This window comes from Stenotrophomonas sp. GSD10 (assembly GCF_056172695.1).
On record NZ_JAOCMC010000002.1, the window covers coordinates 1,612,783 to 1,637,291 of the forward strand.

General features: G+C 68.5%; 21 protein-coding genes and 4 pseudogenes. 22 read left to right on the forward strand and 3 right to left on the reverse strand.

Features of this window, described 5'->3' with window-relative positions; all coding sequences use genetic code 11:
* The first annotated feature begins 60 nt into the window (after positions 1–60).
* Complete coding sequence (locus tag N4G47_RS07765; RefSeq protein WP_475286273.1) at positions 61–1,113, forward strand: linear amide C-N hydrolase; 1,053 nt, start codon at positions 61–63, stop codon at positions 1,111–1,113.
* Here N4G47_RS07765 and N4G47_RS07770 read toward each other — a convergent pair.
* A complete protein-coding gene (locus N4G47_RS07770) occupies positions 1,110–1,916 on the reverse strand; it encodes a DUF6491 family protein (protein ID WP_475289912.1) in 807 nt (268 codons plus the stop codon). The two genes, N4G47_RS07765 and N4G47_RS07770, sit on opposite strands and share 4 nt — an antisense overlap.
* A gap of 102 nt (positions 1,917–2,018) precedes the next feature.
* Between N4G47_RS07770 and N4G47_RS07775 the strand changes: the two genes are divergently transcribed.
* Positions 2,019–2,714, forward strand: a complete 696-nt coding sequence (locus N4G47_RS07775) for a helix-turn-helix transcriptional regulator (protein WP_249844189.1) — start codon at positions 2,019–2,021, stop codon at positions 2,712–2,714.
* A 172-nt stretch (positions 2,715–2,886) separates the two neighbouring features.
* Entirely contained in the window at positions 2,887–3,837 is a 951-nt protein-coding gene (locus tag N4G47_RS07780) for a DMT family transporter (RefSeq protein ID WP_475286275.1), read from the forward strand.
* Between the two features lie 9 nt (positions 3,838–3,846).
* Here N4G47_RS07780 and N4G47_RS07785 read toward each other — a convergent pair whose 3' ends face one another.
* Positions 3,847–4,167 (reverse strand): hypothetical protein, encoded by a 321-nt coding sequence (locus N4G47_RS07785; protein ID WP_475286277.1) that lies wholly within the window; start codon positions 4,165–4,167, stop codon positions 3,847–3,849.
* Positions 4,168–4,194: 27 nt separating this feature from the next.
* Between N4G47_RS07785 and thrA the strand changes: the two genes are divergently transcribed.
* The 3 genes from thrA to thrC are packed head-to-tail and all read left to right on the forward strand — an operon-like array spanning position 4,195 to position 8,926.
* Positions 4,195–6,699, forward strand: a complete 2,505-nt coding sequence (gene thrA, locus N4G47_RS07790) for a bifunctional aspartate kinase/homoserine dehydrogenase I (RefSeq protein ID WP_475286279.1) — start codon at positions 4,195–4,197, stop codon at positions 6,697–6,699.
* The gene (locus tag N4G47_RS07795) at positions 6,696–7,610 is read left to right on the forward strand and encodes a homoserine kinase (RefSeq protein WP_475286280.1); all 915 of its coding nucleotides are present in this window, start codon (positions 6,696–6,698) and stop codon (positions 7,608–7,610) included. Before thrA ends, N4G47_RS07795 begins: the two co-directional genes overlap by 4 nt.
* 29 nt (positions 7,611–7,639) lie before the next feature.
* On the forward strand, positions 7,640–8,926 hold the full coding sequence (gene thrC, locus N4G47_RS07800) for a threonine synthase (RefSeq protein WP_475286282.1): 1,287 nt from the start codon (positions 7,640–7,642) through the stop codon (positions 8,924–8,926).
* Positions 8,927–9,056: 130 nt separating this feature from the next.
* Here thrC and N4G47_RS07805 read toward each other — a convergent pair.
* Positions 9,057–9,808 (reverse strand): annotated as a pseudogene (locus N4G47_RS07805) (Crp/Fnr family transcriptional regulator).
* Positions 9,809–9,945: 137 nt separating this feature from the next.
* Between N4G47_RS07805 and hisS the strand changes: the two are divergent.
* The 16 genes and pseudogenes from hisS to N4G47_RS07885 all read left to right on the forward strand — a co-directional run bounded on the left by hisS (position 9,946) and on the right by N4G47_RS07885 (position 24,378).
* Positions 9,946–11,343 (forward strand): histidine--tRNA ligase, encoded by a 1,398-nt coding sequence (gene hisS, locus N4G47_RS07810; protein ID WP_475286284.1) that lies wholly within the window; start codon positions 9,946–9,948, stop codon positions 11,341–11,343.
* Positions 11,343–11,639, forward strand: coding sequence for a hypothetical protein (locus N4G47_RS07815; protein ID WP_475286286.1), 297 nt, complete (start codon positions 11,343–11,345; stop codon positions 11,637–11,639). The genes hisS and N4G47_RS07815 overlap by 1 nt, the downstream gene beginning before the upstream one ends.
* A 402-nt stretch (positions 11,640–12,041) precedes the next feature.
* Positions 12,042–12,350, forward strand: a complete 309-nt coding sequence (locus N4G47_RS07820) for a YerC/YecD family TrpR-related protein (protein ID WP_249844180.1) — start codon at positions 12,042–12,044, stop codon at positions 12,348–12,350.
* 34 nt (positions 12,351–12,384) lie between these two features.
* Positions 12,385–13,296, forward strand: a complete 912-nt coding sequence (gene hisG, locus N4G47_RS07825) for an ATP phosphoribosyltransferase (RefSeq protein WP_010482592.1) — start codon at positions 12,385–12,387, stop codon at positions 13,294–13,296.
* Positions 13,293–14,587, forward strand: a pseudogene (gene hisD, locus N4G47_RS07830) (histidinol dehydrogenase). Before hisG ends, hisD begins: the two are co-directional and overlap by 4 nt.
* Positions 14,584–15,678, forward strand: coding sequence for a histidinol-phosphate transaminase (hisC, locus tag N4G47_RS07835; RefSeq protein ID WP_475286289.1), 1,095 nt, complete (start codon positions 14,584–14,586; stop codon positions 15,676–15,678). The pseudogene hisD and the gene hisC overlap by 4 nt, the downstream one beginning before the upstream one ends.
* Complete coding sequence (hisB, locus tag N4G47_RS07840) at positions 15,675–16,748, forward strand: bifunctional histidinol-phosphatase/imidazoleglycerol-phosphate dehydratase HisB (RefSeq protein ID WP_475286291.1); 1,074 nt, start codon at positions 15,675–15,677, stop codon at positions 16,746–16,748. Before hisC ends, hisB begins: the two co-directional genes overlap by 4 nt.
* Positions 16,745–17,346 (forward strand): annotated as a pseudogene (gene hisH, locus N4G47_RS07845) (imidazole glycerol phosphate synthase subunit HisH). Before hisB ends, hisH begins: the two are co-directional and overlap by 4 nt.
* Entirely contained in the window at positions 17,343–18,077 is a 735-nt protein-coding gene (gene hisA, locus N4G47_RS07850) for a 1-(5-phosphoribosyl)-5-[(5-phosphoribosylamino)methylideneamino]imidazole-4-carboxamide isomerase (protein WP_107232410.1), read from the forward strand. The pseudogene hisH and the gene hisA overlap by 4 nt, the downstream one beginning before the upstream one ends.
* Positions 18,071–18,847, forward strand: a complete 777-nt coding sequence (hisF, locus tag N4G47_RS07855; RefSeq protein WP_475286293.1) for an imidazole glycerol phosphate synthase subunit HisF — start codon at positions 18,071–18,073, stop codon at positions 18,845–18,847. Before hisA ends, hisF begins: the two co-directional genes overlap by 7 nt.
* Entirely contained in the window at positions 18,837–19,457 is a 621-nt protein-coding gene (hisIE, locus tag N4G47_RS07860) for a bifunctional phosphoribosyl-AMP cyclohydrolase/phosphoribosyl-ATP diphosphatase HisIE (protein ID WP_475286295.1), read from the forward strand. Before hisF ends, hisIE begins: the two co-directional genes overlap by 11 nt.
* Positions 19,458–19,568: 111 nt before the next feature.
* Positions 19,569–21,158: a calcineurin-like phosphoesterase C-terminal domain-containing protein gene (locus N4G47_RS07865; protein WP_475286297.1), complete on the forward strand. Its 1,590-nt coding sequence runs from the start codon at positions 19,569–19,571 to the stop codon at positions 21,156–21,158.
* 45 nt (positions 21,159–21,203) lie between these two features.
* Entirely contained in the window at positions 21,204–21,488 is a 285-nt protein-coding gene (locus N4G47_RS07870; protein WP_475286299.1) for a hypothetical protein, read from the forward strand.
* An 84-nt stretch (positions 21,489–21,572) separates the two neighbouring features.
* Entirely contained in the window at positions 21,573–22,595 is a 1,023-nt protein-coding gene (locus N4G47_RS07875) for a glucokinase (RefSeq protein ID WP_107232414.1), read from the forward strand.
* A gap of 51 nt (positions 22,596–22,646) precedes the next feature.
* Positions 22,647–23,645, forward strand: a complete 999-nt coding sequence (locus N4G47_RS07880; RefSeq protein ID WP_475286301.1) for a glycosylasparaginase — start codon at positions 22,647–22,649, stop codon at positions 23,643–23,645.
* Positions 23,642–24,378: pseudogene (locus N4G47_RS07885) on the forward strand (copper homeostasis protein CutC). The gene N4G47_RS07880 and the pseudogene N4G47_RS07885 overlap by 4 nt, the downstream one beginning before the upstream one ends.
* Positions 24,379–24,509 lie beyond the last annotated feature (131 nt).

Below are 24,509 nucleotides of genomic sequence, written 5' to 3' on the forward strand. Positions count from 1 at the left end.
CCGTTGTGTCACCGCGCGTGCGGTGAGATCCGCTGATCACGGGGAACGGAGCGCAGCGACATGGCACGGATGAAGTGGAAGCAGAAGGCGATGCTGGCGGTGGCACTGGTGGCGGCCGGCGCCCCCGCACTGGCCTGCACGCGTGCGGTGTACCTGGGTGACAACGGCGATGTGATCACCGCGCGGTCGATGGACTGGAAGGTCGATGTGGCGACCAATCTCTACGTTCTGCCGCGTGGCATGGCACGCACCGGCCAGGCGGGACCGAAATCGCTGGCGTGGACGGCGCGCTACGGCAGCGTGGTGGCCACCGGCTACGACGTGTCGACCACCGATGGCATGAACGAGAAGGGTCTGGTTGCCAACCTGCTGTGGCTGGTCGAGTCGGAGTACCCGCAGCAGCGTGGCAACAAGCCCGGCCTGGCCATCTCACTGTGGGCCCAGTACGTGCTGGACAACTTCGCCACGGTGGATGAAGCGGTGGCGGCGTTGCAGCGCGAGCCGTACTCGATCATCACCGACAAGGTGCCGGGCGAGGATCGCCAGGCGACGCTGCACCTGTCTCTGTCCGATGCCAGCGGTGACAGCGCCATCGTCGAGTACATCGGCGGCCGCCAGGTGATCCATCACGACCGACGCTACCAGGTGATGACCAATTCGCCGATCTTCGAGCAGCAGCTGGCGCTCAACAGCTACTGGCAGCAGATCGGCGGCACGGTGATGCTGCCGGGCACCAACCGCTCGGCCGACCGCTTCGCGCGCGCTTCGTTCTACATCAATGCCATTCCCAAGGCCGAAGATCCGGTGGTGGCGTTGGCCAGCGTGTTCAGCGTCATCCGCAATACCTCGGTGCCGTATGGCATCACCACCCCGGGCGAGCCGAACATCTCATCCACGCGCTGGCGCACCGTGGCCGACCACAAGCGCCGGCTGTACTTCTTCGAATCGGCGTTGACCCCGAACACGTTCTGGGTCGATCTGAACAAGGTCGATTTTGCTGGCAAGGTGCTCAAGCTCGACCTCGGCCCGGACCAGCGCAATACCTTCGCAGGTGATGCACTGGGCCAGTTCGTGCCCAGCGCACCGTTCACCTTCCTGGGAGTCGACGGCTAGCGCGAGGCCTGGTCGGGCAGGTCCTTCGGATAGACAGCCAGTACGCCACAGCTTGGGCGGGCGAAGCGCGGTGTGCTGGCGCGAAGGTCTTCGCCGCCGAATGGAGAGGGCAGCATGACCATGCGATCGCCGGGATTGCCGCAGATCAGCCCGTTGCCGAAACCGGATTCGAAGTTCACTTCCTGTGCACCGGCCAGGATCGAGCAGCTGCCGGCCAGTTCGACCCGGTAGTAGCGAATGCCGCCATTGCGGCGTGGGTTGGTTTCCACCACCACGCCCTGCGAATCTTCGCTCCAGCTGCGTACATGGCGGCTGGCGAAGCAGAACGCCGGCGAGGTCTGGAAGGTGTGCCGCGGGCTGTTGCCGCCGCGGGTCGGTGTGCCCTTGGCGGTCACATCCACGCGCGGCAGGGTGGACGCATACAGGCGGCTGCTCGCGCGCGCGGTGATGGCGAACTCCCGGCTGTCGATCGGCGTGACGCTGCCAACGCCGCAACGGCGGCCATCCACCACCACCTGCTCGCTGGGCCGCCCGCAGGCCCAGCCTGACGGTGCTTCCAGGCGCAGCGCGCTGGCTTCGTTGATACCCGGGCACGCGGCGCTGAAATCAATGCGGTAGGCCTGGCCCCGGCCATCGCGGACGGCGATGGCGGTCGGAGTCTGCTGCTCGACCTGATGCACGTCGCGCGCGTCCAGGCAGTGCGGGGCGGGCGCGATGCGCTCGCCGGCCGATGGTGTTGTGGACTGGCCCTGTGCGGCCAGCGGCAGCAGGATGGCCAAGGCAAGCGGAAGCATGCGGATCATCGTGTTCACGTTGCCATCCCTGCGTCTGGAACTGGCTGGAACATAGCACGCGCGACGCCGGGCTGCGTTGCAGGCAGATGTCGGCACGCGCACACTCGTCACATGGGCGCGATCTTCCACCTTCGGCACTATGGCCAGGCCACCGGCCTGGACCGGCATGACTATGCGCAGTGGGTGCTGCCGCTGCAGGGCGAGCTGCAGTTCGAGATGGAAGGTCAGGGTGGCCGGTTGGATCTGCTGCAGGGAGCCTTCGTTGCCGCTGGCGAGGCACACGACCAGATGGCCGATGGTCCCAATGGCTTCGTGATCGTGGATTGCCCTCCTGGCGTGCTGGATGACGATACCCAGGAGCACCTGCGCCGCCAGCGTTGGCTGTACCTGCCATTGTCAGTGCGCCAGCGGCTGGCACAGGTGCGCGAGGATCAGCCATTGCCGGCGCTGTTGCCGCAGCTGCTGCAGATGTTCGCCCCTGCCGGCAGCGGTGCACGGCTGCAGAGCCTGTGCGCGCAGGTGCAGGCCGATCCCGGAAGGGCGTGGCCGGTGGCGCGCATGGCGGTTGTCGTGGGCGTCAGCGAAAGCCGCTTGCATGCACTGTTCCAGCGTGAGTTCGGGCTCAGTCCGCAGGCCTGGCTCAGTGCCTGCCGGCTGCGTTGGGCCAAGCACCAGCTGCGCACCAGCGCCGCGCCGATCAGCGATATCGCGCTGGCCGCAGGCTATTCCGAGCAGAGTGCACTGACCCGCGCACTGCGCCGCGAATATGGGCAGACGCCCGCTGCCTGGCGCCGGGGCGCCATCTGATGTGTAGAGCCGAGCCCGCGCTCGGCTGCGATTGCCCGCTGCGCAGACACGGGCAGCCGAGCATGGGCTCGGCCCTACAGATCAGCGACAGCGACGGGCAGTAGCCTGGGTCAAGCGCGCTCGCCGCGCCGCCGCTTACACTGCGCGGCCTGTGCTCCCCCTGACAATTCCAATGCGCAACAACCCGATGGCCCTGGGCATCGCCAATGGCGTTGCCGCCGGCGCGCTGTGGGGCGTGGTCTTCCTCGCGCCCGCCGTGCTGCAGTCATTCAATGCCCTGCAGTTGTCCGCAGGCCGCTATCTGGTCTATGGCCTGATCGCGGTGGTGCTGCTGTTGCCGCGCTGGAAACGGCTGGCGACGAAGCTCGGCCGCGCCGAATGGATCGGCCTGCTATGGCTGAGCCTGGCCGGCAACCTGGTGTACTTCCTGCTGCTGGCCACCGCCGTGCAATGGGCCGGTGGTGCGGCGGCGTCGCTGATCGTCGGCCTGATCCCGGTGGTGGTCACCCTGGTCGGCGTGCGCGAGCAGGGTGCGGTGCCGCTGAAGCAGCTGCTGCCGGCGCTGGGCCTGTGCGTGCTCGGCGTGGCCCTGGTTGGCTGGGAAGCATTGATGTCCGAGCATCTGGCAACACCGTGGCGGCAGCGCCTGATCGGCCTGTTGTGCGCGTTCGGCGCGTTGTTCTCCTGGGCGCTGTACTCGATCGGCAACAGCCGCTGGCTGGCCCGTCGCCCGGACCTGTCCAGCCATGACTGGTCACTGCTGACCGGCCTCACCACCGGCGGCCTGGCCCTGCTGTTGGTGCCGATGGCGTTCATCGGCCACACCGGCAGCCATACCCCGGCACAGTGGAGCGGCTTCTGGGCGATCAGCGCCGGCGTGGCGGTGGTGGCCTCGATCCTCGGCAACGCGTTCTGGAACCGGGCCAGCCGCCTGCTGCCACTGACCCTCACCGGGCAGATGATCGTGTTCGAAACCCTGTTCGCGCTGTTGTACGCGTTTGCCTGGCAGCAGCGCTGGCCAACCCTGCTGGAAGCGTTGGCGATCGTGTTCCTGGTCGCCGGGGTGATGCTGTGCGCGCATGCCCATCGTGCGCCGCGGGCGATCGCCGAACATGCGGGCTAGTTGCGGGCGTCAAGCACGCTGATGCCCGCGTTGTCTCAGATGCAACCAAATGCCCGCACGTTGAGCGATGATCGCGGCAGTCGATTTTTGCATCGCAGCACTTGACAGCCGCCCGGCGCGCAGTGTTTTCTGTACGCCATGGTCCTTGATGCCGCCCACGCCAGCCTGATCGCTCCCGCAACCGCGGGCCGTTCGACTGCGCCGGTCGCCACCACCACCATTACCACCACCACCGTCACCACTGCCCTGGTGCGGCCCGTCGTCTTCGTGTAACTCCCGAAAACCACGGCCCCGCACCATCCAGGTGACGGGGAAACTCGACACCTGCATGCGACGGGGCCTCCTGCCGAGGTCTGCATGTCTTCCCACGCCCCCGCCCATTCCGTAGCTCCGGCCGATCTGGCTGCGCCGTCCACTGTCGTGCACAAGTTCGGTGGCACCTCCGTGGCCGACGCCGAGCGCTACCGCCATGTCGCCGGCCTGCTGCTGGCCCGTCCCGAATCGCTGCAGGTCACTGTCGTCTCGGCGATGAAGGGCGTCACCGACGCACTGATCGAGCTGGCGCAGCTGGCGGCCAAGGGCGATGAAGGCTGGCGCGAGGCGTGGCATGCGCTGCGTGCCCGTCATCGCGGCGCGGCCGTGGCCCTGCTCGGCGAGCAGGTGGGCGACACCGTGGAGTGGATCGACACGCGCTTCGATCAACTGGCCGAGGTGCTGGCGGCGCTGGCGGTGATCGGCGAGCTGCCGCGCGAGGTGCTTGACCGCGTGCAGGGCCTGGGCGAAGTGTTCTCCGCACAGCTGCTGGGTACCCATCTGCGCGCGCTGGGCGAAGACTGCGCGGTGCTCGATGCTCGCGACGTGCTGGTGGTGGGGCATGGTGAGCTGGGCGTGGATGTCGACTGGGAAGCCAGCGCTGACCGCCTGGCCAAATGGCGCCTGCAGCATCCGCAGTCGCGTCTGGTCGCCACCGGCTTCGTGGCCCGTGACCGCCACGACCGCATCACCACGCTGGGCCGCAATGGCAGCGACTATTCCGGTGCGATCTTCGCCGCGCTGTTCAACGCCGATGAACTGCACATCTGGACCGATGTCGATGGTGTGCTGTCGGCCGACCCGCGGCTGGTGCCCGAGGCGGTGCAGCTGGAATCGCTGAGCTACGACGAAGCCTGCGAGCTGGCCTACTTCGGCGCCAAGGTGGTGCATCCGCAGACGATGTCGCCGGCGATCCGCCTCGGCCTGCCGATCTTCATCCGCAATACCTTCCAGCCGGCGCACCCGGGCACGCGCATCAGTGCCGAGCGCTCGCCGCGCGGGCCGGTGAAAGGGTTGACCCTGAGCCCCGGGCTGGCCCTGCTGAACCTGGAAGGCACCGGCCTGATCGGCGTGCCGGGTACGGCCGAGCGTGTGTTCGCGGCGCTGCGCCAGGCACAGGTGTCGGTGGTGATGATCTCGCAGGGCTCGTCGGAACATTCGATCTGCAGCGTGGTACGCGCCGCCGAAGCCGCACGCGGTCGCGAGGCACTGCTGCACGCATTCGCGCATGAACTGTCGGTCGGCCAGGTGCAGCGCGTGCAGGTCAGCGAGGGAGTGAGTGTGCTGGCGGCCGTCGGCGACGGCATGGCCGGCCAGCCGGGTGTGGCCGCACGCCTGTTCGAGGCACTGGGGCGTGCGCAGGTGAACATCCTGGCGATCGCCCAGGGCTCGTCCGAACGCAACATCTCGGTGGCGGTGGACAGTGCTGATGCCACCCGTGCGCTGCGTGCGGCGCATGCGGGCTTCTGGCTGTCGCCGCAGACCTTCGCGGTGGGGGTGATCGGGCCGGGCAATGTGGGCGCCGCGCTGCTGGACCAGCTGCTGGTGGCGCGGCCGCAGCTGCTGGCCAAGGCCAACGTCGACCTGCGCCTGCGCGCGCTGGCCTCGCGCTCGCGCATGCGCCTGGAAGCCGACGGCCTGCACACCGACTGGCGGCAGGCGTTGCAGCAGGCCGGTGAGGCCAGTGACCTTGATCGTTTCACCGAGCATCTGCTGGGCGCGCATCTGCCGCATGCGGTGGTGATCGACTGCAGTGGCAGTGCCGAGGTGGCCGAACGCTACGAGGGCTGGCTGGCAGCCGGTATCCATGTGGTCACGCCGAACAAGCAGGCCGGCGCCGGACCCTTGCCGCGCTACCAGCGCATCCGTGCGGCCGCCGCCGCCAGCGGGGCGCGCTTCCGCTACGAAGCCACGGTAGGTGCGGGCCTGCCGGTGATCACCACGTTGCGCGATCTGGTCGATACCGGTGACGAGGTGCTGGCCATCGACGGCATTTTCTCCGGCACGCTGGCCTGGCTGTTCAACCGCTTCGATGGCAGCCAGCCGTTCTCGGCGCTGGTGGCGCAGGCGCGCTCGATGGGCTACACCGAGCCGGACCCGCGCGATGATCTGTCCGGCGTGGATGTGGCGCGCAAGCTGGTGATCCTGGCGCGCGAGGCTGGGCACGCGCTGAGCCTGGAGCAGGTGCAGGTCGAAAGCCTGGTGCCGGCGCTGTTGCGCGAGGGCAGTGTGGATGACTTCATGGCGCGCCTGGGCGAGTCCGATGCCAGCCTGCTGCAGCGGCTGCAGGAGGCGCGCAAGCGCGGTGCGGTACTGCGCTACGTGGCGCGGCTCGGTGCCGATGGCGCCTCGGTCGGCCTGCAGGAATTGCCGGCCGACCACGCCTTCGCCAACCTGCGGCTGACCGACAACGTGGTGCAGTTCCGCACCCGTCGTTACTGTGACAACCCGCTGGTGGTGCAGGGGCCGGGTGCTGGTCCGGAAGTGACCGCGGCGGGTGTGTTCGCCGATCTGCTGCGGGTTGCGGCCGGTGAAGGGGCACGCCTGTGATCGCACGTGCATTCGCACCGGCCTCGGTGGCCAATGTTGCGGTCGGCTTCGACATTCTTGGCCACGCGATTGCGGGCATCGGCGATACCGTGAGCGTGCGTCGCATCGATGAGCCGGTGGTGCGCATCGATGCCATCCGCGGCAGCGCGGTCGAGTTGCCGCTGGAGGCGGCCGGCAATACCGCCGGCGCCGCGTTGATCTCGCTGCGCGAGCGGCTCGGGCTGGCGTTCGGCTTCGCCATCGAGATCGACAAGGGCATTCCATTCGGCTCGGGAATGGGCGGTTCGGCAGCCTCCTGTGTGGCGGCACTGGTCGCCGCCAACGCGCTGCTGGAGCTGCCGCTGTCGCGTGAGGCGTTGTATCCGTTCGCGCTGGAGGGCGAGGCGGTGGCCAGTGGCGGCCGCCACGGCGACAACGTAGGCCCGCTGCTGCTGGGCGGGCTGGCGTTGTGCACGACCGATCGGCTGCTGCCGATTCCGGTGCCGGCGCAGTGGCACAGCCTGCTGGTGCATCCGCACGCGGTGCTGGAAACGCGACGCGCGCGACAGGCGTTGCAGGGCAGCTATGCCTTGGGCGAGTTCGTGGCGCAGAGCGCGAATCTGGCGCTGGTGCTCAGTGGCTGCCACCGCAGCGATGCCGGACTGGTGCGGTCCGGGCTGCGCGATGTGCTGGTCGAGCCGCGGCGTGCTGGCCTGATCGTGGGCTTCGAAGCGGCGCGCGACGCAGCGCTGGCGGCGCAGGCGATGGGCGCGGGCATCTCCGGTGCTGGTCCCAGCGTATTCGCCTGGTTTGAAGACGCCGGGCTGGCCCACGCCGCCGCCGCGCCGGTGCAGGCCGCCTTTGCCGCCGCCGGCTTCGACAGCGATGCCTGGGTGTCGCCGCTGGACGCGCCGGGAGCCCGGCTGTGCTGAATCCTTCCCCTTTACTGGATACCGAACCCATGCAATTCGTTTCGACCCGTGGCCAATCGCCGGCCGTCGGCCTCAGTGCGGCCATCGCCGCTGGATTGGCGCCCGATGGCGGCCTGTATGTGCCCGGGACGCTGCCGGCTGCGCGTGAACTGCACGCGGGCGCGACACTGGCCGAGACCGCAGCTGATCTTCTGGCGCCGTTCTTTGCCGGCGATGCGCTGGCGTCCGCGCTGCCGTCAATCTGCGGTGAGGCCTTCGATTTCCCGGTGCCGCTGCGTCCGCTTGGCGGCGGCGATCATGTGCTGGAGCTGTTCCATGGGCCGACCGCCGCGTTCAAGGACATCGGTGCGCGCTTCCTGGCGGGCACGCTGTCGCGGCTGCAGGCCGGCCAGGATCGCGACCTGACGATTGTCGTTGCCACCTCCGGCGATACCGGTGCCGCGGTGGCGGCGGCGTTCCATCGCCAGCCTGGTGTGCGCGTGGTGGTGCTGTATCCGGATGGCCGCGTGTCGCCCCGGCAGGCGCATCAGCTTGGCTGCTTCGGCGACAACATCGTGGCCCTGCGCGTGGCCGGTGCGTTCGACGACTGCCAGGCCATGGTCAAGCAGGCGCTGGCCGACCGCGAACTACAGGCACAGGTGCCGCTGAGCTCGGCCAACAGCATCAGTCTGGGCCGCCTGCTGCCGCAGATGAGTTACTACGCACATGCGGCACTGACCCATCATGCTCAGACCCGGCGCCGGCTCAACCTGGTGGTGCCGACCGGCAACCTCGGCAATGCGATGGCCGCAGTGCTGGCGCGCGCGCTGGGCGTGCCGATCGGCCAGATCGTGCTGGCGACCAATGCCAATGCCGTGCTGCCGGCGTACTTCAATGGCGGCGACTACCAGCCGCAGGCCAGTGTGGCGACCGTGGCCAATGCGATGGACGTGGGCGCGCCGAGCAACTTCGAGCGGCTGCGCTGGCTCTACCACGGCGACGATGCCGAACTGCGCGCGGCGTTCCGTGCATTCGCGGTGGATGATGTGACCATCCGTGCCACGATTGCCAGCGCGCATGCCAGCCGCGGCGAGCTGTTCTGTCCGCACACGGCGACGGCGGTGAAGGTACTGCAGGACCTGCGTGCGCGCGGCGCCAAGGGCGACTGGGCGGTGGTGGCCACCGCGCATCCGGCCAAGTTCGAGGCGGTGGTGGAGCCGTTGATCGGCGAAACGGTGGCGGTGCCGCCGGCGCTGGAGGCGTTGTTGCAGCGGCCGGCGCACGCCGAACCATTGGCGGCCGATTACGCGGCGTTGCGCGAGGTGTTGTTGCGTTGATCGAGGATGTCCGGGGTTGCCGGCCAGCGGCCGGCACTACCAGAAGGATGCAGCGCGGTTGGGCGCGACCGGATGGACGCCGCCCGGTAGTGCCGGCCGCTGGCCGGCAACCTAACCCACCATACTGTGGTCAGATCAACCCTTCACCGGCCAGCCCGCGCAATCCGTCCTCGTCGAGGATCTCCACCACGTTCAGGTGGGGCAGGGCGATCAGCCCTGCTGGCGCAGCTTGGTGAAGGTGCGGCTGACCGTTTCCATGGTCAGGCCCAGATGGTCGGCAATGTCACCACGCCCCATCGGCAGCGACACGCGCAGTCCGTTGCCGCCAAGCCGGGCTTCGCGTGCGGCCAGGCGCAGCAGGAAATCGGCCACCTTCTCCGCCGGCTGCAGCCGGGCCAGCGCCAGCGCGGCGTCCTGCGCCGCATCCAGTTCCTGGCAGGCGCGTTGCAGCAGCTTGCGCTCCAGGTGCGGGAAGCGGCTGCGCAGCGCTTTCATCTGCGGCAGCGCGACGCGGCACACGCGGCTGTCGGCGATGGCTTCGATATCGTAGCGATGGTGGTCGCTGCCACTCAGGCCCAGATAATCGCCCGGCAACACGAATCCACTGATCTGGCGGCGGCCATCGGCCAGGGTGCGCACCAGGCGCAGCGCCCCGGCGGTCAATGTATAGACATGCTGGCGCTCTTCGCCGCTGCGGGCCAGCGTACTGCCCAGGGTGATCTGCTGCGAATGGGTGACCTGTTCCAGCGCCTGCACTTCATCGGGCGACAGCGCCGAGCACACCGCAAGGTGGCGGACCGAGCAATGCAGGCAGTCCAGCGTGGTGCAGGACGGCGAGGCGGGATCGGGGGTGGCGGGCGGAGCGCCGGAAGGCCGGGACATGTTGCGGGGGCGTATCACGGGCGGGGAGGCCTTTATGATACTTCATGCGGCCTTGCGGCCCCCTATCGGCGGCTGAGCGCTGCGGGGCGCTAGAATGTCGCCCCCTCCCACGTCCCGTTCCAGCAGGAGTTCCGCCCGTGATCAAGCCCCGTACCCCGCCCGGCACCCTTGAACTGCTGCCGCGCGAGCAGATTGCGTTCCAGCGCATGCTGGACGTGATCCGTCGCAACTACGAGCGCTTCGGGTTCCTGCCGGTGGAGACGCCGGTGTTCGAGCTGTCCGACGTGCTGCTGACCAAGTCCGGCGGTGAAACCGAGCGCCAGGTGTATTTCGTGCAGTCCACCGGTGCGCTGGCCAACGCCGCCGAGTCCGGTGACCGCTCGCTGCCGGAAATGGCACTGCGCTTCGACCTGACCGTGCCGCTGGCACGCTACGTGGCCGAGCACGAGCACGAGCTGACCTTCCCGTTCCGCCGCTACCAGATGCAGCGCGTGTACCGCGGTGAGCGTGCCCAGCGCGGCCGCTTCCGCGAGTTCTACCAGTGCGACATCGATGTGATCGGCAAGGACAGCCTGAGCGTGCGCTATGACGCCGAAGTGCTGGCGGTGATCCATGCGGTGTTCTCGGAACTGCGCATCGGTGACTTCAGCATCCAGTTGAACAACCGCAAGCTGATGCGAGGCTTCTTCGAAAGCCTGGGCGTGGCAGAAGGCGAGCGCCAGCTGGCGGTGCTGCGGGAAGTGGACAAGCTGGACAAGCGCGGCGCCGATTACGTGCGCGAGACGCTGGTGGGCGAGGGCTTTGAAATCCCGGCCGAACAGGTCGAGAAGATCCTGGCCTTCGTGGCTGTGCGTTCGCAGGGGCACGACGATGCACTGGCGCAGCTGGCCGCGCTGGAGGCCGGTGCGGCGTCGTCGGAGACGCTGCGTACCGGCGTTGCCGAGTTGCGCGAAGTGCTGCAGCTGGTGCAGGCGCTGGGCGTGCCGGAAAGCGCGTACTGCCTGAATTTCTCGATCGCGCGCGGCCTGGATTACTACACCGGCACCGTGTACGAGACCACGCTCACCGATCACCCGCAGATCGGCTCGATCTGCTCGGGCGGCCGTTATGAAGACCTGGCCAGCCACTACAGCAAGTCGAAGCTGCCAGGCGTGGGCATCTCCATCGGCCTGTCGCGCCTGTTCTGGCAGCTGCGCGAAGCCGGCCTGATCGACGGCATCGAGGCCAGCAGCGTGCAGGCGCTGGTGGCGCTGATGGACGAGCAGGGCATGGCGCAGTCGCTGGACATCGCCCGCCGCCTGCGCAGCGGTGGCATCAACACTGAAGTGCAGATGGAGCCGAAGAAGATCGGCAAGCAGTTCCAGTACGCGGCCAAGGCGGGCATCCGCTTCGTGGTGCTGGCCGGTGAGGACGAGCTGGCCCGTGGCGTGGTGGCGGTGAAGGACCTGCTACGTGAACAGCAGTTCGAAATCTCCCGCGACGAGCTGGCCAGCGCTCTGCAGGTGGAGCTGGAACAGTCGAAGGCGATGGCGTGATGCGCACCGCCGCAGGAGTGCTTCTCGTGCTCCTGCTGGCGGGCTGTCAGAGCGATCCGGCGCTGCATGCGGCGCGGATCGGCCCGGCACAGTACCGGTTGCAGGTCGATCGCTGCCACGTGATCGACCGCGCGCATCTGGAAGGCGACCTGCGGGCCCTGGCCGCGCGGAAGTGCCCGGCGGGCGCGGGTGCGCTGGAAAACATCCAGCCCCTGCCGAGCCGGCAGGGCAGCCTGTTGGGCGAGTGCCTGCGCCGCGGTGCGCTGCAGGCCGAGGTGCGCTGCCTGACGCCTTGAGTGGCGACAAGTTGATGATTTGAAAGAAAAACGCTCGCCCTTTGGCGGGCGTTCTGCGTTTGCGGACGAAGCGCAGTCGAGCATGGCTCGACTCTGCAAAAGCCGTTCCTGATCAGTTCCCAGCGAGATCCAGCAGAGCGCGGCCAACTGTCGAAGGCGGGGTGGGTCCGGTTGAGGGGGCGTGAGCGCCATGGATGGCGCGACCGAGGCTACATGGACGTATTTACGCCGTCCCCTCAACCGGACCCACCCCGCCAACCCTCAGCAGCCCAGCTCTTGCCGTTGACGTTGACGTTGGCGGGTGCATGGCGCAGCCCTGCCCGCAACCCCCGATTTGACGCACTGCGCAAGAATGCGTTAATGTACTAACGCGCTATTACATTGATGCATGAGCACGACCCCATGAAAGCCCGCCCCGAGATTGCCGCCAAAGACCCGAAGGCCGACCTGCACGCCCTGGCCCAGGCCTTTGCCGCCCTGCGCGAGCCGGAGCAGGTCGAGGCTTTCCTGCGTGACCTGTGCACGCCGGCCGAGCTGGAAGCCATGGCCGACCGCTGGAAGGTGGTGCCGCTGCTGCAGCAGGGCGTGCCGTACCGCGAGATCCACGAGCGCACGGGTGTCAGCGTGACCACCACCGGACGGGTGGCGCGCACGCTCGAGCATGGCCATCGAGGCTATGCCGCCGCCATCGACCGCCTTGCTGCGCGCTGACCCGCGCCCCGTTCCGAACTTCGAGACCTCCCCTATGAGTGCAACCCAGGCAGCGCCGGCGCGAGACCGGCTGCGTATCGCCATCCAGAAGAGTGGCCGGCTGGCCGAGCCCGCCCGCAACCTGCTCAGCGCCTGTGGCCTGAGCTGGCGCGAAAGCCGCGACAAGCTGTTCTGCTACGGCGAATCGCTGCCGGTGGACCTGCTGCTGGTGCGCGACGACGATATCCCCGGGCTGATTGCCGACGGCGTCTGCGATCTCGGCATCGTCGGCCGCAACGAGCTGGACGAGCAGGCCGCCGCACGCCGCCAGATTGGCCTGCCGGATGCTTACCAGGCGCTGCGCGGGCTGGGCTTCGGCCAGTGCCGGCTGATGCTGGCGGTGCCCGAGGAATGGCAGTGGCAGGGGCCGGCGCAGCTGGCCGGCACCCGCATTGCCACCAGCTACCCGGCCATCCTCAAGCAGTGGCTGGCCGAACAGGGCGTGGACGCACAGGTGGTGGAACTGTCCGGTTCGGTGGAGATCGCTCCGCGGCTGGGCACCGCCGACCTGATCTGCGATCTGGTGTCCAGCGGCGCCACGCTGCGCGCCAACCAGCTGACTCCAGTGCACAACCTGCTCGACAGCGAGGCGGTGCTGGCCGGCGCGGTACGCGTGCCGGACGATGCGCGTGCGTCGCTGCGCGCGATGCTGTTGCGCCGCCTCGACGGCGTGGTGCAGCGCCAGGACCGCAAGCTGCTGATGTTCCGCGCCAGCGAGGATCGCGTGGATGCGTTGGCGCAGTTGCTGGCCGATGCCGAACCGCTGGTGCGGCTGCCGGCCGATGGCGGCGCGCTGCGCCTGCAGACCATGTGCCCCGGCCCGCTGAGCTGGCAGCGCATGGAGGAACTCGAGCGCGCCGGTGCGCAGGGCCTGATGGTATTGAGCGTGGAGCGGTCGCTGGCATGAATCGTCTGATCTGGTCGCAACTTGATGACGCCGCGCGCACCGAGGCCTTGACCCGCCCGGTGCAGACCGTGGCCCAGCAGACCCGCGATGCGGTGGCGTCGCTGATCGCACAGGTGCGCGCGCAGGGCGACGACGCGCTGCGTGCGATCACCGCGCGCTTCGATGGGGTGGAGCTGGCGTCTTTCGAAGTGTCGAACGCCGAATTCGTGGCCGCCGAAGCGGCGGTACCCGCCGAACTGCGCCAGGCGATGGTCGAAGCTGCCGATCGCATCACGCGCTTCCACAAGGCCGGCATGGGCCAGGGCTACGCGGTGGAAACGGCGCCGGGTGTGGTCTGCGAACGCATGCTGCGGCCGATCGGCCGGGTCGGCCTGTACGTGCCGGCGGGCAGCGCGCCGCTGCCGTCCACGGCGCTGATGCTGGGCGTGCCGGCGCAGCTGGCCGGCTGCCCGCAGGTGGTGCTGTGCACGCCGCCGCGTGCCGATGGCACGGCCGATCCGGCGGTACTGGTGGCCGCGCGGCTGACCGGTGTGCAGCGGGTGTTCAAGCTCGGCGGTGCGCAGGCCATTGCCGCGATGGCCTATGGCACCGACAGCATTCCCGCCTGCGACAAGCTGTTCGGGCCGGGCAACAGCTTCGTCACCGAAGCCAAGCAGCAGGTCGCGCAGGACGGCGCCGCCGCCATCGATATGCCGGCCGGTCCCTCCGAAGTGCTGGTGATTGCCGATGCCGGCGCGAACCCGGCGTTCGTTGCGGCCGACCTGCTGTCGCAGGCCGAGCACGGCCCGGATTCGCAGGTGCTGCTGTTGACCGACGATGCCGCGATGCTGGCGGCGGTCGAGGCGGAGGTGGAGCGCCAGGTCTCGCTGCTGCCACGACAGCAGATTGCGCGTCAGGCCTTGTCGGCATCGCGTCTGATCCAGGTCGGCACCCTGGGTGAGGCGTTCGCGATCAGCAACCGCTATGCACCTGAGCACTTGATCCTGGCGCTGCGCGAGCCGCGCGACTGGTTGCCGCAGGTGCAGGCTGCGGGCTCGGTGTTCCTGGGCGATTACACGCCTGAAGCGCTGGGGACTATTGCAGCGGCACCAACCACGTGCTGCCCACCGCCGGCGCCGCGCGTGCCTACAGCGGTGTCAGCGTCGCCAGCTTCCAGAACCTGATCAGCGTGCAGAGCGCCAGTGCTGCCGGGCTGGCCGCGATCGGCGGCTGCGCGCGCATCATCGCCCGCGCCGAGGGCCTGGATGCGCACGAGCGTGCGGTGGCACTGCGCATGGAGGTGGCCGCATGAGCGCCGCCATTGATGATGTGCTGGCATTGGTACGCCCCGATCTGCAGGCCTTCGCCGGCTACAGTTCGGCGCGTAGTGCGGCGGTGCAGGGTGAGGTCTGGTTGAACGCCAACGAATCGGCCTGGGCCAATCCCGCTGATGCCGCAGGCAGCAGCCGGCGCTATCCGGAGCCGCAACCGCTCGCGCTGCGCGAAGGACTGGCGGCGTTGTACGGCGTGACGCCACAGCAGCTGCTGATCGGTCGCGGCAGCGATGAAGCCATTGATCTGCTGGTACGTGCGCTGTGCGTGCCGGGTCGCGATGGCGTGCTGGTCACGCCGCCGGTGTTCGGCATGTACGCGGTCTGCGCACGCCTGCAGGGCGCCACACTGATTGAAGCGCCGCTGGTGGACAGCGAGGATGGCCTGCGTGCCGATCTGGATGCGGTGATCGATACCGCCAAGGCGAGCAACGCCAAGCTGGTGTTCCTGTGCGCACCGTCCAACCCGGGCGGCAGCGATATCAGCCTGGACGAGATCGAGCGCGTGGCCACGGCGTTGCGCGGGCAGGCACTGGTGGTGGTGGACGAGGCCTACGTGGAGTATGCCGGACGTGCCTCGGCAACCACGCTGCTGGCCGCGCACGCCAATCTCGCGGTGCTGCGCACGCTGTCGAAGGCGCACGCTCTTGCCGCTGCGCGCATCGGCACCCTGATCGCAGCACCGGAACTGATTGCCGTGCTGCGCCGCTGCCAGGCGCCCTATCCAGTGCCGACCCCGTGCGCCGAACTGGCCGTGCAGGCACTGCAACCGGCGGCGCTGGCGCGTACCGCCGAGCGCGTGGCCACGGTCATCGCAGAGCGCGAACGACTACGCGCGGCACTGCCAGGCCTGCCTGGAGTGCGCCAGGTGTATGCCTCGGCCGGCAACTACCTGCTGGTCCGCTTCACCGATGCCCAGGCCACGTTCGATGCGCTGCTGGCTGCAGGCGTGGTGGTGCGCGACCAGCGCGCCGCACCGCAGCTGGGTGATGCGCTGCGCATCAGCATCGGCAGCCCTGAAGAGAATGACCGCGTACTCGCGGCCCTGTCGGCGCGGAGGGCCGCAGCATGACCCCGATCCTGTTCATCGACCGCGACGGCACCCTCATCGAGGAGCCAGCGGACTTCCAGATCGACACCTACGAGAAGCTGCGCTTCGTGCCGCAGGTGATCCCGGCACTGCTGAAACTGCGCGATGCCGGCTACCAGTTCGTGATCGTCACCAACCAGGATGGCCTGGGCAGCGACAGCTACCCGCGCGCCAGCTTCGATGGCCCCAACGAGCTGATGCTTCAGATCTTCGAGAGCCAGGGCATCACTTTCCGTGACGTACTGATCGATTGCAGCTGGCCGCAGGACAATGCGCCGACCCGCAAGCCGGGCATCGGCCTGATGACTGCCTACCTGCAGGACCGCAGCATCGACTGGGCGCGTTCGGGCATGGTGGGGGACCGCATCACCGACCTGCAGTTCGCCGACAACCTCAACATTCGCGGTTTCCAGCTGCGCACCGAACAGTTTGGTGGCCAGTGGGACTGGCCGGGCATCGCCCACGCGCTGGCCGACGCGCCGCGCACCGCCGTGGTCCAGCGCAATACGAAAGAGACGAAGATCCGCGTCGAACTGGACCTGGATCGCGCAGGCGATGCACGCATCTCCACCGGCCTGCCATTCTTCGACCACATGCTGGAGCAGATCGGCAAGCACGGCGGCTTCGCTCTGGACATCCAGGCCGAGGGTGACCTGCACATCGACGAGCACCACACCATCGAGGATACCGGCCTGGCGCTGGGCCAGGCGCTGCGTGAGGCGCTGGGCGACAAGCGCGGCATCGGTCGCTATGGCTTCACCCTGCCGATGGATGAAACCCTGGCCAGCGCTGCACTGGATTTCAGCGGCCGCCCGTACTTCGTGTTCGACGGCGAGTTCAAGCGCGAGCGGGTGGGCGATATGCCGACCGAGCTGGTGCCGCATTTCTTCCGCTCGCTGTGCGATGCCAGCGGGCTGAACCTCAACCTGCAGGTACGCGGGGAGAACGACCACCACAAGGTCGAGGCCTGCTTCAAGGCCTTGGCCCGCGCACTGCGTCCGGCGCTGGCCCGCCAGGGCACGGCGCTGCCGAGCACCAAGGGTGCGCTATGAGTGATGTCGCGTTGATCGATGCCGGCGGTGCCAACCTGGGCTCGGTGCGCTATGCACTGGAGCGGTTGGGCGCGAGCGTGCGGCTGGTGCGTGATGCCGATGGACTGGTCGGCGCGCAGCGGGTGATCCTGCCCGGCGTCGGCGCCGCAGGCCCGGGCATGCAGCGCCTGCATGCGCAGGGCCTGGTCGAGCCGCTGCAGCGGCTTGAAGTGCCGCTGATGGGCATCTGCCTGGGCATGCAGCTGTTGTTCGAGCGATCCGAGGAAGCCGGCGTGGAAACGCTGGGGTTGATTCCCGGCGTGGTACGCAAACTGGTACCGGCCTGCGGCATCCGCGTGCCGCACATGGGCTGGAACCGGCTGCTGCCGCTGCGCGAGTCATTGCTGCTGCGCGGCGTTCCGGAGCGCGCCAGCGCCTACTTTGTGCACAGCTATGCGGCCCCCTGAACAGCCACACTGTGGCCGCCTGCGATCACGGCGGCCTGTTCACTGCCGTGGTGGAGCAGGGGCGCTACTACGGCGCGCAGTTCCATCCCGAACGTTCCGGCGACACCGGTTCGCTGATGCTGCGCAATTTTCTCGAGGGCACCGTTGCATGAGTTTCATCGTCTACCCCGCACTGGATATCCGCGATGGCCGTGTGGTGCGGCTGCGGCAGGGCGACTACGCGCAGGAAACCTCCTATGGCGACGATCCATTGCCGCGCGCGCAGGCGTTCGCCGCACAGGGCGCGCAGTGGATGCATCTGGTCGACCTGGATGCCGCGCGTGCCGGCGGCTATACGCTGGCGCCGCTGCTGGCGGCGATCCGCGCGAACACGCCGCTGCAGGTGCAGACCGGTGGCGGCGTGCGCGGCCGTGATGATGTGGCGCGTATTCTCGATGCCGGCGCCCACCGCGTCGTGGTCGGTTCGCTGGCGGTGCGCCGCCCCGACGAAGTGGTCGGCTGGCTGGAGGAATTCGGCGCTGAACGCATCACCCTTGCACTCGATGCACGCCAGGACGCGCAGGGGCAATGGCAGCTGCCGGTGCACGGCTGGACCGAGAACGCCGGGGTGACGCTGGATGATCTGGCCCAGCGCTACGCGCGCGCCGGCATGCGTCATCTGCTGTGCACCGACATCGCCCGTGACGGCATGCTGGCCGGGCCCAACATCAGCCTCTACCAGCACCTGTCGGCACTGCTGCCGGGCGTGGCGGTGCAGGCCTCCGGTGGCATCCGTGACGTGGCCGACGTCGCCGAGGCCCGCGCGGCGGGCTGCGGCGGTGCGATCCTCGGCAAGGCGCTGCTGGAGCAGCGCATGGACCTGGGCGAGGCGCTGGCATGTTGAGCCGCCGCATCATTCCCTGCCTGGATGTACGCGATGGCCGCGTCGTCAAGGGCGTGCGCTTCCGCGATCACGTCGACATGGGCGACATCGCCGAACTGGCGCAGCGCTACCGCGACCAGGGCGCCGACGAGCTGGTGTTCTATGACATCGGCGCCAGCCCCGAGGCACGTTCGGTGGATGTGGAATGGATCGAGCGCATCGCCCGGCTGATCGACATTCCGTTCTGCGTGGCCGGTGGCATCGACAGCGTGGAAACCGCACGTCGCGTGTTGTTCGCCGGTGCCGACAAGGTCTCGATCAATTCACCGGCGTTGGGGCGCCCCGAGCTGATCACCGAACTGGCCGACGAATTCGGCGTGCAGTGTGTGGTGGTGGGCGTCGATTCGGTGCGCGAGGCCGACGGGCAATGGCGGGTGCGCCGCTTCAGCGGCGATCCGGACAAGACCCAGGCGGTGCCATTGCGCACCCTGGACTGGATCGTCGAAGCGCAGCGCCGTGGCGCCGGCGAGATCGTGTTGAACTGCATGGACAGCGACGGCGTGCGCCGCAGCTACGATGTCGCGCAGCTGCAGCAGGCGCGGGCACTGTGCCAGGTGCCGCTGATCGCCTCCGGTGGCGCCGGCACGATGGAGCACTTTGCTGAAGCGTTTGATCAGGCCGATGTGGATGGCGCGCTGGCCGCCAGCGTGTTCCACAGCGGCGCGATTGCCATTGCGGACTTGAAGCGCTACCTGCGCGAGCAACAGATCGAGGTGCGGGATGTCTATTGAGATCAAGCCGTCATTGGACGCACTGCAGACACTGGACTGGGGCAAGGGCGAAGGCCTGCTGCCGGCGGTGGTGCAGGACGTCGATACCCTGCAGGTGCTGATGCTGGGCTACGTCAGCGCGGAGTCGCTGGCGGCCACCCTGGCGATCGGTCACATGACCTTCTTCAGCCGCAGCAAGCAGCGGCTGTGGACCAAAGGCGAGCAGTCCGGCAACGTGCTGGTGGTGCAGTCGATCCATGTCGACTGCGATGCTGATTCGCTGCTGGTGGTGGCGCGCCCGGCCGGGCCGACCTGTCATACCGGCGCGGAGAGCTGCTTCGACGGGGCACCGAAGGATTTCCTGGGCGGGCTGAACCAGCTGGTGGCGGTGCGCGATGCGCAGCGGCCCGCCGGCAGCTACACCACGAGCCTGTTCGAAGGCGGTATCCGCCGCATCGCGCAGAAGGTGGGCGAGGAGGGCGTGGAGACCGCGCTGGCGGCGGTAGCACAGGATGACGACGCGCTGCTGGGCGAGGCCTCGGACCTGCTGTATCACCTGCTGGTGCTGCTGCGCGCGCGCGGGCTGTCGCTGGATGATGCGCGGGCGATGCTGGAAAAGCGCCATCGTTGACATGCGGTAGTGCCGGCCGCTGGCCGGCAACGCATGCTCGCCCGCCATCTGCAAGACAGTCGAGCAAGCTCGACTCTACAATGGGCGGTCTTTCTTTCCCGGACCGCCCCCATGAAACTGCCTGCCGCCTGGCTGTGCTGCCTGTTGCTGACCTCGCCGGCCTGGGCCGCCGATACCGTGGTCACCGGCAAGGTCTATCTGGAGCGCGACGGCAAGCCGGGCCGTGGTGCCACCGATCCGGGCCTGGCCGGGGTACAGGTCTCCAATGGCGAGACCATCGTCAAGACCGCCGCCGACGGCAGCTACAGTCTGCCGTTGCGCGACGGCCAGACCGTATTCGTGATCAAGCCCGATGCCTACGCCTTCCCGAAGGCGGCCGATGGGCTGCCTTCGTTCTGGCGCCACTACCGCCCGAACGGCTCGCCGGCGCTCAAGTACGGCGGCATCGCCGCCACCGGCGACGTCACCCGCAACTGGGATTTCGCCCTGCAGTCGGATCGCCATGACAGCCGCCGTGGTTTCCAGATGCTGGTGTTCACCGATTCGCAGACCGCCAGCCTGAAGGACATCGGCTACTACCAGCAGTCGATCGTGGCGCCGCTGGTCGGCCAGACCAAGGCGCGCATGGGCACCACCCTGGGTGACATCGTCAACGATGACCTGACCCTGTATCCGGCGATCAACACGGTCACCACCTCGCTGGGCGTGCCGTGGTTCCATGTGCCGGGCAACCACGACCTCGATTTCGATGCGGCCAGCGACGAGCATTCGCTGGACAGCTGGCGCAACATCTATGGCCCGGACACCTACGCGGTGGAAGAGGGCGGTGCCAGCTTCGTGTTCCTCGATGATGTGGTGTATGACCCGAAGGCCAAGCCGAAGTACGTCGGCGGCCTGCGCGAGGATCAGTTCGCGTTCCTCGCCAGCTACCTGAAGGGCCTGCACAAGGACCGCCTGCTGGTGCTGGGCATGCACATCCCGCTGTTCGATGCGGCACCGGGGCGCGAGACCTTCCGCCATGCCGACCGCCAGCGCCTGTTCGATCTGCTCAAGGACTTCCGCAACGTGCTGGTGCTCAGTGGCCACAGCCACACCCAGCAGCACGTCTACCACGGCAAGGCCGACGGCTGGAATGGCGACAAGCCGTTGCACGAGTACAACGTCGGTGCCAACTGCGGCGCCTTCTGGTCGGGCGTGAAGGATGCCGCCGGTGTGCCGGACAGCACCATGAGCGATGGCACGCCCAAGGGTTACGCGCTGCTGGATGTGGCCGGCAACGGGAGCTACACGCTGCGCTACCGGGTGGCGGGCAAGCCGGCCAGCGAACAGATCGGCCTGCACGCACCCAAGGTGCTGCGCCAGGGCGCCTACCCGGCGTGGGGCATCTATGCCAACGTCTACATGGGCGAGGACGCCAGCGTGGTCGAGTACCGCGTCGATGGCGGCGCCTGGCAGCCGATGAAACAGGTCAGCCAGCCCGATCCGCGCCTGATGGTGGAGAACGTGGCCGATGATCTGGCCAGCACGCTGCGCGGCTACGACCGCTCGCCGGAAGCCACCGCGTCGCCGCACCTGTGGCGGGGCGCGCTGCCGACCGACCTGGCGGTAGGCAGCCACAAGGTTGAAGTACGCTCGACCCAGCCCGACGGCGCAGTGTTCACCGCCACCACCAGCTACAGCCTGCAGACGGCCCAGCCCTGAGCCCGGCACTTCAGACCCACGGTTCCCATCACGAAAGGACGCAGCATGGATATCCGTTTCATGGCCGGCACCACGCCGGTCACGCTCAGCCGTCACTGGTTCACCGGCGCGATGCTGCTGCAGAGCGGCACCGAGAAGGTCTGGGTGCAGCATCCGTGGCACCCGGGCACGCATTTCTCGTTCTCGCTGGTACAGTCGTGGCTGCGCCACATCGCCGGCCACGAAGTGCTGGTCGAGCGCACCCGGCCGCTGCTGTTCGCCGGGTTCCGTCCGCAGCGCCTGCGCGTGCTGGTGGACGGCGTACAGGTGGCCGAACAGGAAGGCATGTAGGCCCACCTGAACCACCGGCGCGCTAGGCAAAGCCGCCCCGATGCCTGAGAATCGGGGCGATTCAATCGATCCAAGCAGGCCAGCGTGACCATCGCAGCAGCGTCTCCGGTTTCTTCCGACTCCGCCCGCGGCGGGCTTCCACGCAGCCTGGTTGTCGCCGATGTCGGCGGCACCTTCGCGCGCCTGGCGCTGGCCGAAACGCAGCCCGGCCAGGCCCCGCGGCTGGGCGGTTATCGCACCTACGCCTGTGCCGACCATCCCAGCCTGGCCGCGATCCTGGCCGACTTCACCGCCGGCCTCGGCCAGCCGGTGCAGACCGCGGTGGTCGCCATCGCCGGCCTGCTCGATGGCGATGTACTGATCAACGCCAACCTGCCGTGGACGGTGTCGCTGTCGGCCACCCGCGCGCAGTCCGGGCTGCACGAGCTGCAGCTGATCAATGATTTCGAGGCGGTGGCGCTGGCCATTCCCTACCTGCAGCCTGACACGCTGGTGCCGCTGAACGGCGATGCCGATCCGGCGCACGCGTTTCCGGCCCTGGTGCTGGGCGCCGGCACCGGCCTGGGCGCCGCACTGCGCTTTGCCGACGGCGAGCGCCCGGTGCTGGCCAGCGAAATCGGCCATGCCGCGCTCGGCGCCGGCAATGCGCTGGAACTGCAGGTGCTGGGCAAGCTGCTGCAGCGCTGGGCGCACGTGGACAACGAGCGCGTGCTGTCTGGCAGCGGCCTGATGAACCTGTATCCGTGCCTGTGTGAACTGCGCGGCGTCGCCCCGGTGTGGACCAGTACCGAAGCGCTGATCGGCGCGGCCCGCAGCGGTGAGGATGCGCTGGCGGTCGAGACGCTGCAGGTGTTCTGCGCCTGGCTGGGCAGCCTGGCCGGTGACGCGGCAATCGCCGTCGGCGCGCGCTCGGTGTACCTGGCCGGCGGCATCTCCGCGCATGTGCAGGATTTCCTGGCCGATGGCCGCTTCCGTGAGCGCTTCCTCAACAAGGGCGTGCTGACCGAGGTGCTGCGCCAGGTGCCGGTGTGGCGGGTGGAGCATGGCCAGCTGGGCGTGCTCGGCGCGGCGGTCTGGCATGCCGCGCGGCAACCCACGCACGACTGATCGCTGCGACCGGCATCGGGCCGGCCGCGCATTGCAGACTGGGAGGGGAAGATGGTGGATCGCAGGCAGTTCCTGCAGGCCGGCGCACTGGCCGCAGGCATCGCAGCATTACCGGGCGTGCAGGCGCGCAGCCAGGGCGGGGCGAAGGTCGTTTCAACCTGGGATTTCGGCGTGCCGGCCAACCAGGCGGCGTGGAAGGTGTTGGCCGGCGGCGGCAGCGCGCTGGATGCGGTCGAAGCCGGCGCACGCTGGGCCGAGAGCGAACTGTGCAACCCGACTGTCGGCCATTGCGGCAACCCCGATCGCGACGGCGTGCTGAGCCTGGACGCCAGCATCATGGATGGCGATGGCCGCTGTGGCGCGGTGGCCGCACTGATCGACATCCTGCATCCGGTGTCGGTGGCCCGCAAAGTGATGGAGAACAGCCCGCATGTGCTGCTGGTGGGCGAGGGCGCGCAGCAGTTCGCGGTGCAGCAGGGTTTTGAACGCCAGCACCTGCTCACGCCACAGGCCGAGGCGGCCTGGCGTGAGTGGCTGAAGACCGAGAAGTACCAGCCGCAGATCAACGCCGAGCGCCGCGGCATCCCCGGCAACAGCGACAACCACGACACCATCGGCATGCTGGCACTGGACGCCAAGGGCCACCTGGCCGGCGCCTGCACCACCAGTGGCATGGCCTGGAAGCTGCACGGCCGGGTCGGCGACAGCCCGATCATCGGTGCCGGCCTGTATGTCGATAACGAGGTGGGTGCGGCGACCGCTTCGGGCGTGGGTGAGGAGATGATCCGCAACGCCGCCTCGTTCCTGGTGGTCGAGCTGATGCGCCAGGGGCGCTCGCCGGCGCAGGCCTGCCGCGAGGCGATCGACCGCGTGGTGCGCAAGCGCCCCGAAGCGAGCAGGACCCTGCAGGTGTGCTTCCTGGCCATGAACAAGCAGGGCGAGGTGGGCGCGTATGCGCTGCATCGCGGCTTCGTCTATGCGGTGTGCGATGCGCAACGCCAGGACGACCTGCGCGATTCGCCGTCGATCTACGCGAGCACGCAGGCGTGAGCACGCGGCTCACCCTGGAGATCGCCAGCAACTCGCTGGCCTCGGCGTTGGCTGCGCAGGCCGGCGGCGCCGACCGCATCGAGCTGTTCGACAACCTGGCCGAGGGCGGCACTACGCCGTCGTTCGCCAGTATTGCGATTGCCCGCGAACGCCTGTCGATTCCGCTGTTCGTGCTGGTGCGCCCGCGACCGGGTGACTTCCACTACGACGCGCTGGAAGCCGAACTGATGCTGCGTGACATCGCGCAGTGCCGCGCGCTGGGTTGCGATGGCGTGGTGATCGGTGCGCTGGATGTGCAGGGCAACGTCGATCTGCCACTGTGCCGTGAACTGGTGCAGGCCGCCGGGCCACTGCAGGTGACCTTCCATCGCGCCTTCGACGCCGCGCGCGATCTGCCGGCCGCGCTGGAGCAGGTGATCGGGCTCGGCTGCCAGCGCGTGCTGACCTCGGGGGCGAGGTCAGCGCCGAGGCGGGTGCCGATGTGCTGGCGGGCCTGGTCGCGCAGGCGACGGGGCGCATCAGTGTGATGGCTGGCGCGGGGCTGGGCCCGGCCAACATTGGCGCCGTGGCACGACGGAGCGGCTGCACCGAGCTGCACGCCTCGGCCAAGGGACTGCGCCGCTCGGCCATGCAGTTCCAGAATGCCGCCCTGCGCGGTCTGGACCCGGACTGGAGCCAGACCGCCACCGCCACCGTGGCCGCACTGCGGCAGGCGCTGGACAGCGCAAGCTAGCCCGCTTCTTCTGTAGAGCCGAGCCCACGCTCGGCTGCTCTTTGGGCGCGGGGTCGGATCCCTTCGCAGAAGGGCTCCGAGCCTGGTCCCGCCCACCGTTGTGGCCGAAGATGTGACGCTTACAGCACGTT

What these genes read in the sequence shown, in the direction of transcription:
- N4G47_RS07765 (WP_475286273.1), top strand. Translation starts at nt 61, where the DNA reads ATGGCACGGATGAAGTGGAAGCAGAAGGCGATGCTGGCGGTGGCACTG.
- N4G47_RS07770 (WP_475289912.1), bottom strand. Translation starts at nt 1,916, where the DNA reads ATGATCCGCATGCTTCCGCTTGCCTTGGCCATCCTGCTGCCGCTGGCC.
- N4G47_RS07775 (WP_249844189.1), top strand. Translation starts at nt 2,019, where the DNA reads ATGGGCGCGATCTTCCACCTTCGGCACTATGGCCAGGCCACCGGCCTG.
- N4G47_RS07780 (WP_475286275.1), top strand. Translation starts at nt 2,887, where the DNA reads ATGCGCAACAACCCGATGGCCCTGGGCATCGCCAATGGCGTTGCCGCC.
- N4G47_RS07785 (WP_475286277.1), bottom strand. Translation starts at nt 4,167, where the DNA reads ATGCAGGTGTCGAGTTTCCCCGTCACCTGGATGGTGCGGGGCCGTGGT.
- thrA (WP_475286279.1), top strand. Translation starts at nt 4,195, where the DNA reads ATGTCTTCCCACGCCCCCGCCCATTCCGTAGCTCCGGCCGATCTGGCT.
- thrC (WP_475286282.1), top strand. Translation starts at nt 7,640, where the DNA reads ATGCAATTCGTTTCGACCCGTGGCCAATCGCCGGCCGTCGGCCTCAGT.
- N4G47_RS07815 (WP_475286286.1), top strand. Translation starts at nt 11,343, where the DNA reads ATGCGCACCGCCGCAGGAGTGCTTCTCGTGCTCCTGCTGGCGGGCTGT.
- N4G47_RS07820 (WP_249844180.1), top strand. Translation starts at nt 12,042, where the DNA reads ATGAAAGCCCGCCCCGAGATTGCCGCCAAAGACCCGAAGGCCGACCTG.
- hisG (WP_010482592.1), top strand. Translation starts at nt 12,385, where the DNA reads ATGAGTGCAACCCAGGCAGCGCCGGCGCGAGACCGGCTGCGTATCGCC.
- hisC (WP_475286289.1), top strand. Translation starts at nt 14,584, where the DNA reads ATGAGCGCCGCCATTGATGATGTGCTGGCATTGGTACGCCCCGATCTG.
- hisB (WP_475286291.1), top strand. Translation starts at nt 15,675, where the DNA reads ATGACCCCGATCCTGTTCATCGACCGCGACGGCACCCTCATCGAGGAG.
- hisA (WP_107232410.1), top strand. Translation starts at nt 17,343, where the DNA reads ATGAGTTTCATCGTCTACCCCGCACTGGATATCCGCGATGGCCGTGTG.
- hisF (WP_475286293.1), top strand. Translation starts at nt 18,071, where the DNA reads ATGTTGAGCCGCCGCATCATTCCCTGCCTGGATGTACGCGATGGCCGC.
- hisIE (WP_475286295.1), top strand. Translation starts at nt 18,837, where the DNA reads ATGTCTATTGAGATCAAGCCGTCATTGGACGCACTGCAGACACTGGAC.
- N4G47_RS07865 (WP_475286297.1), top strand. Translation starts at nt 19,569, where the DNA reads ATGAAACTGCCTGCCGCCTGGCTGTGCTGCCTGTTGCTGACCTCGCCG.
- N4G47_RS07870 (WP_475286299.1), top strand. Translation starts at nt 21,204, where the DNA reads ATGGATATCCGTTTCATGGCCGGCACCACGCCGGTCACGCTCAGCCGT.
- N4G47_RS07880 (WP_475286301.1), top strand. Translation starts at nt 22,647, where the DNA reads ATGGTGGATCGCAGGCAGTTCCTGCAGGCCGGCGCACTGGCCGCAGGC.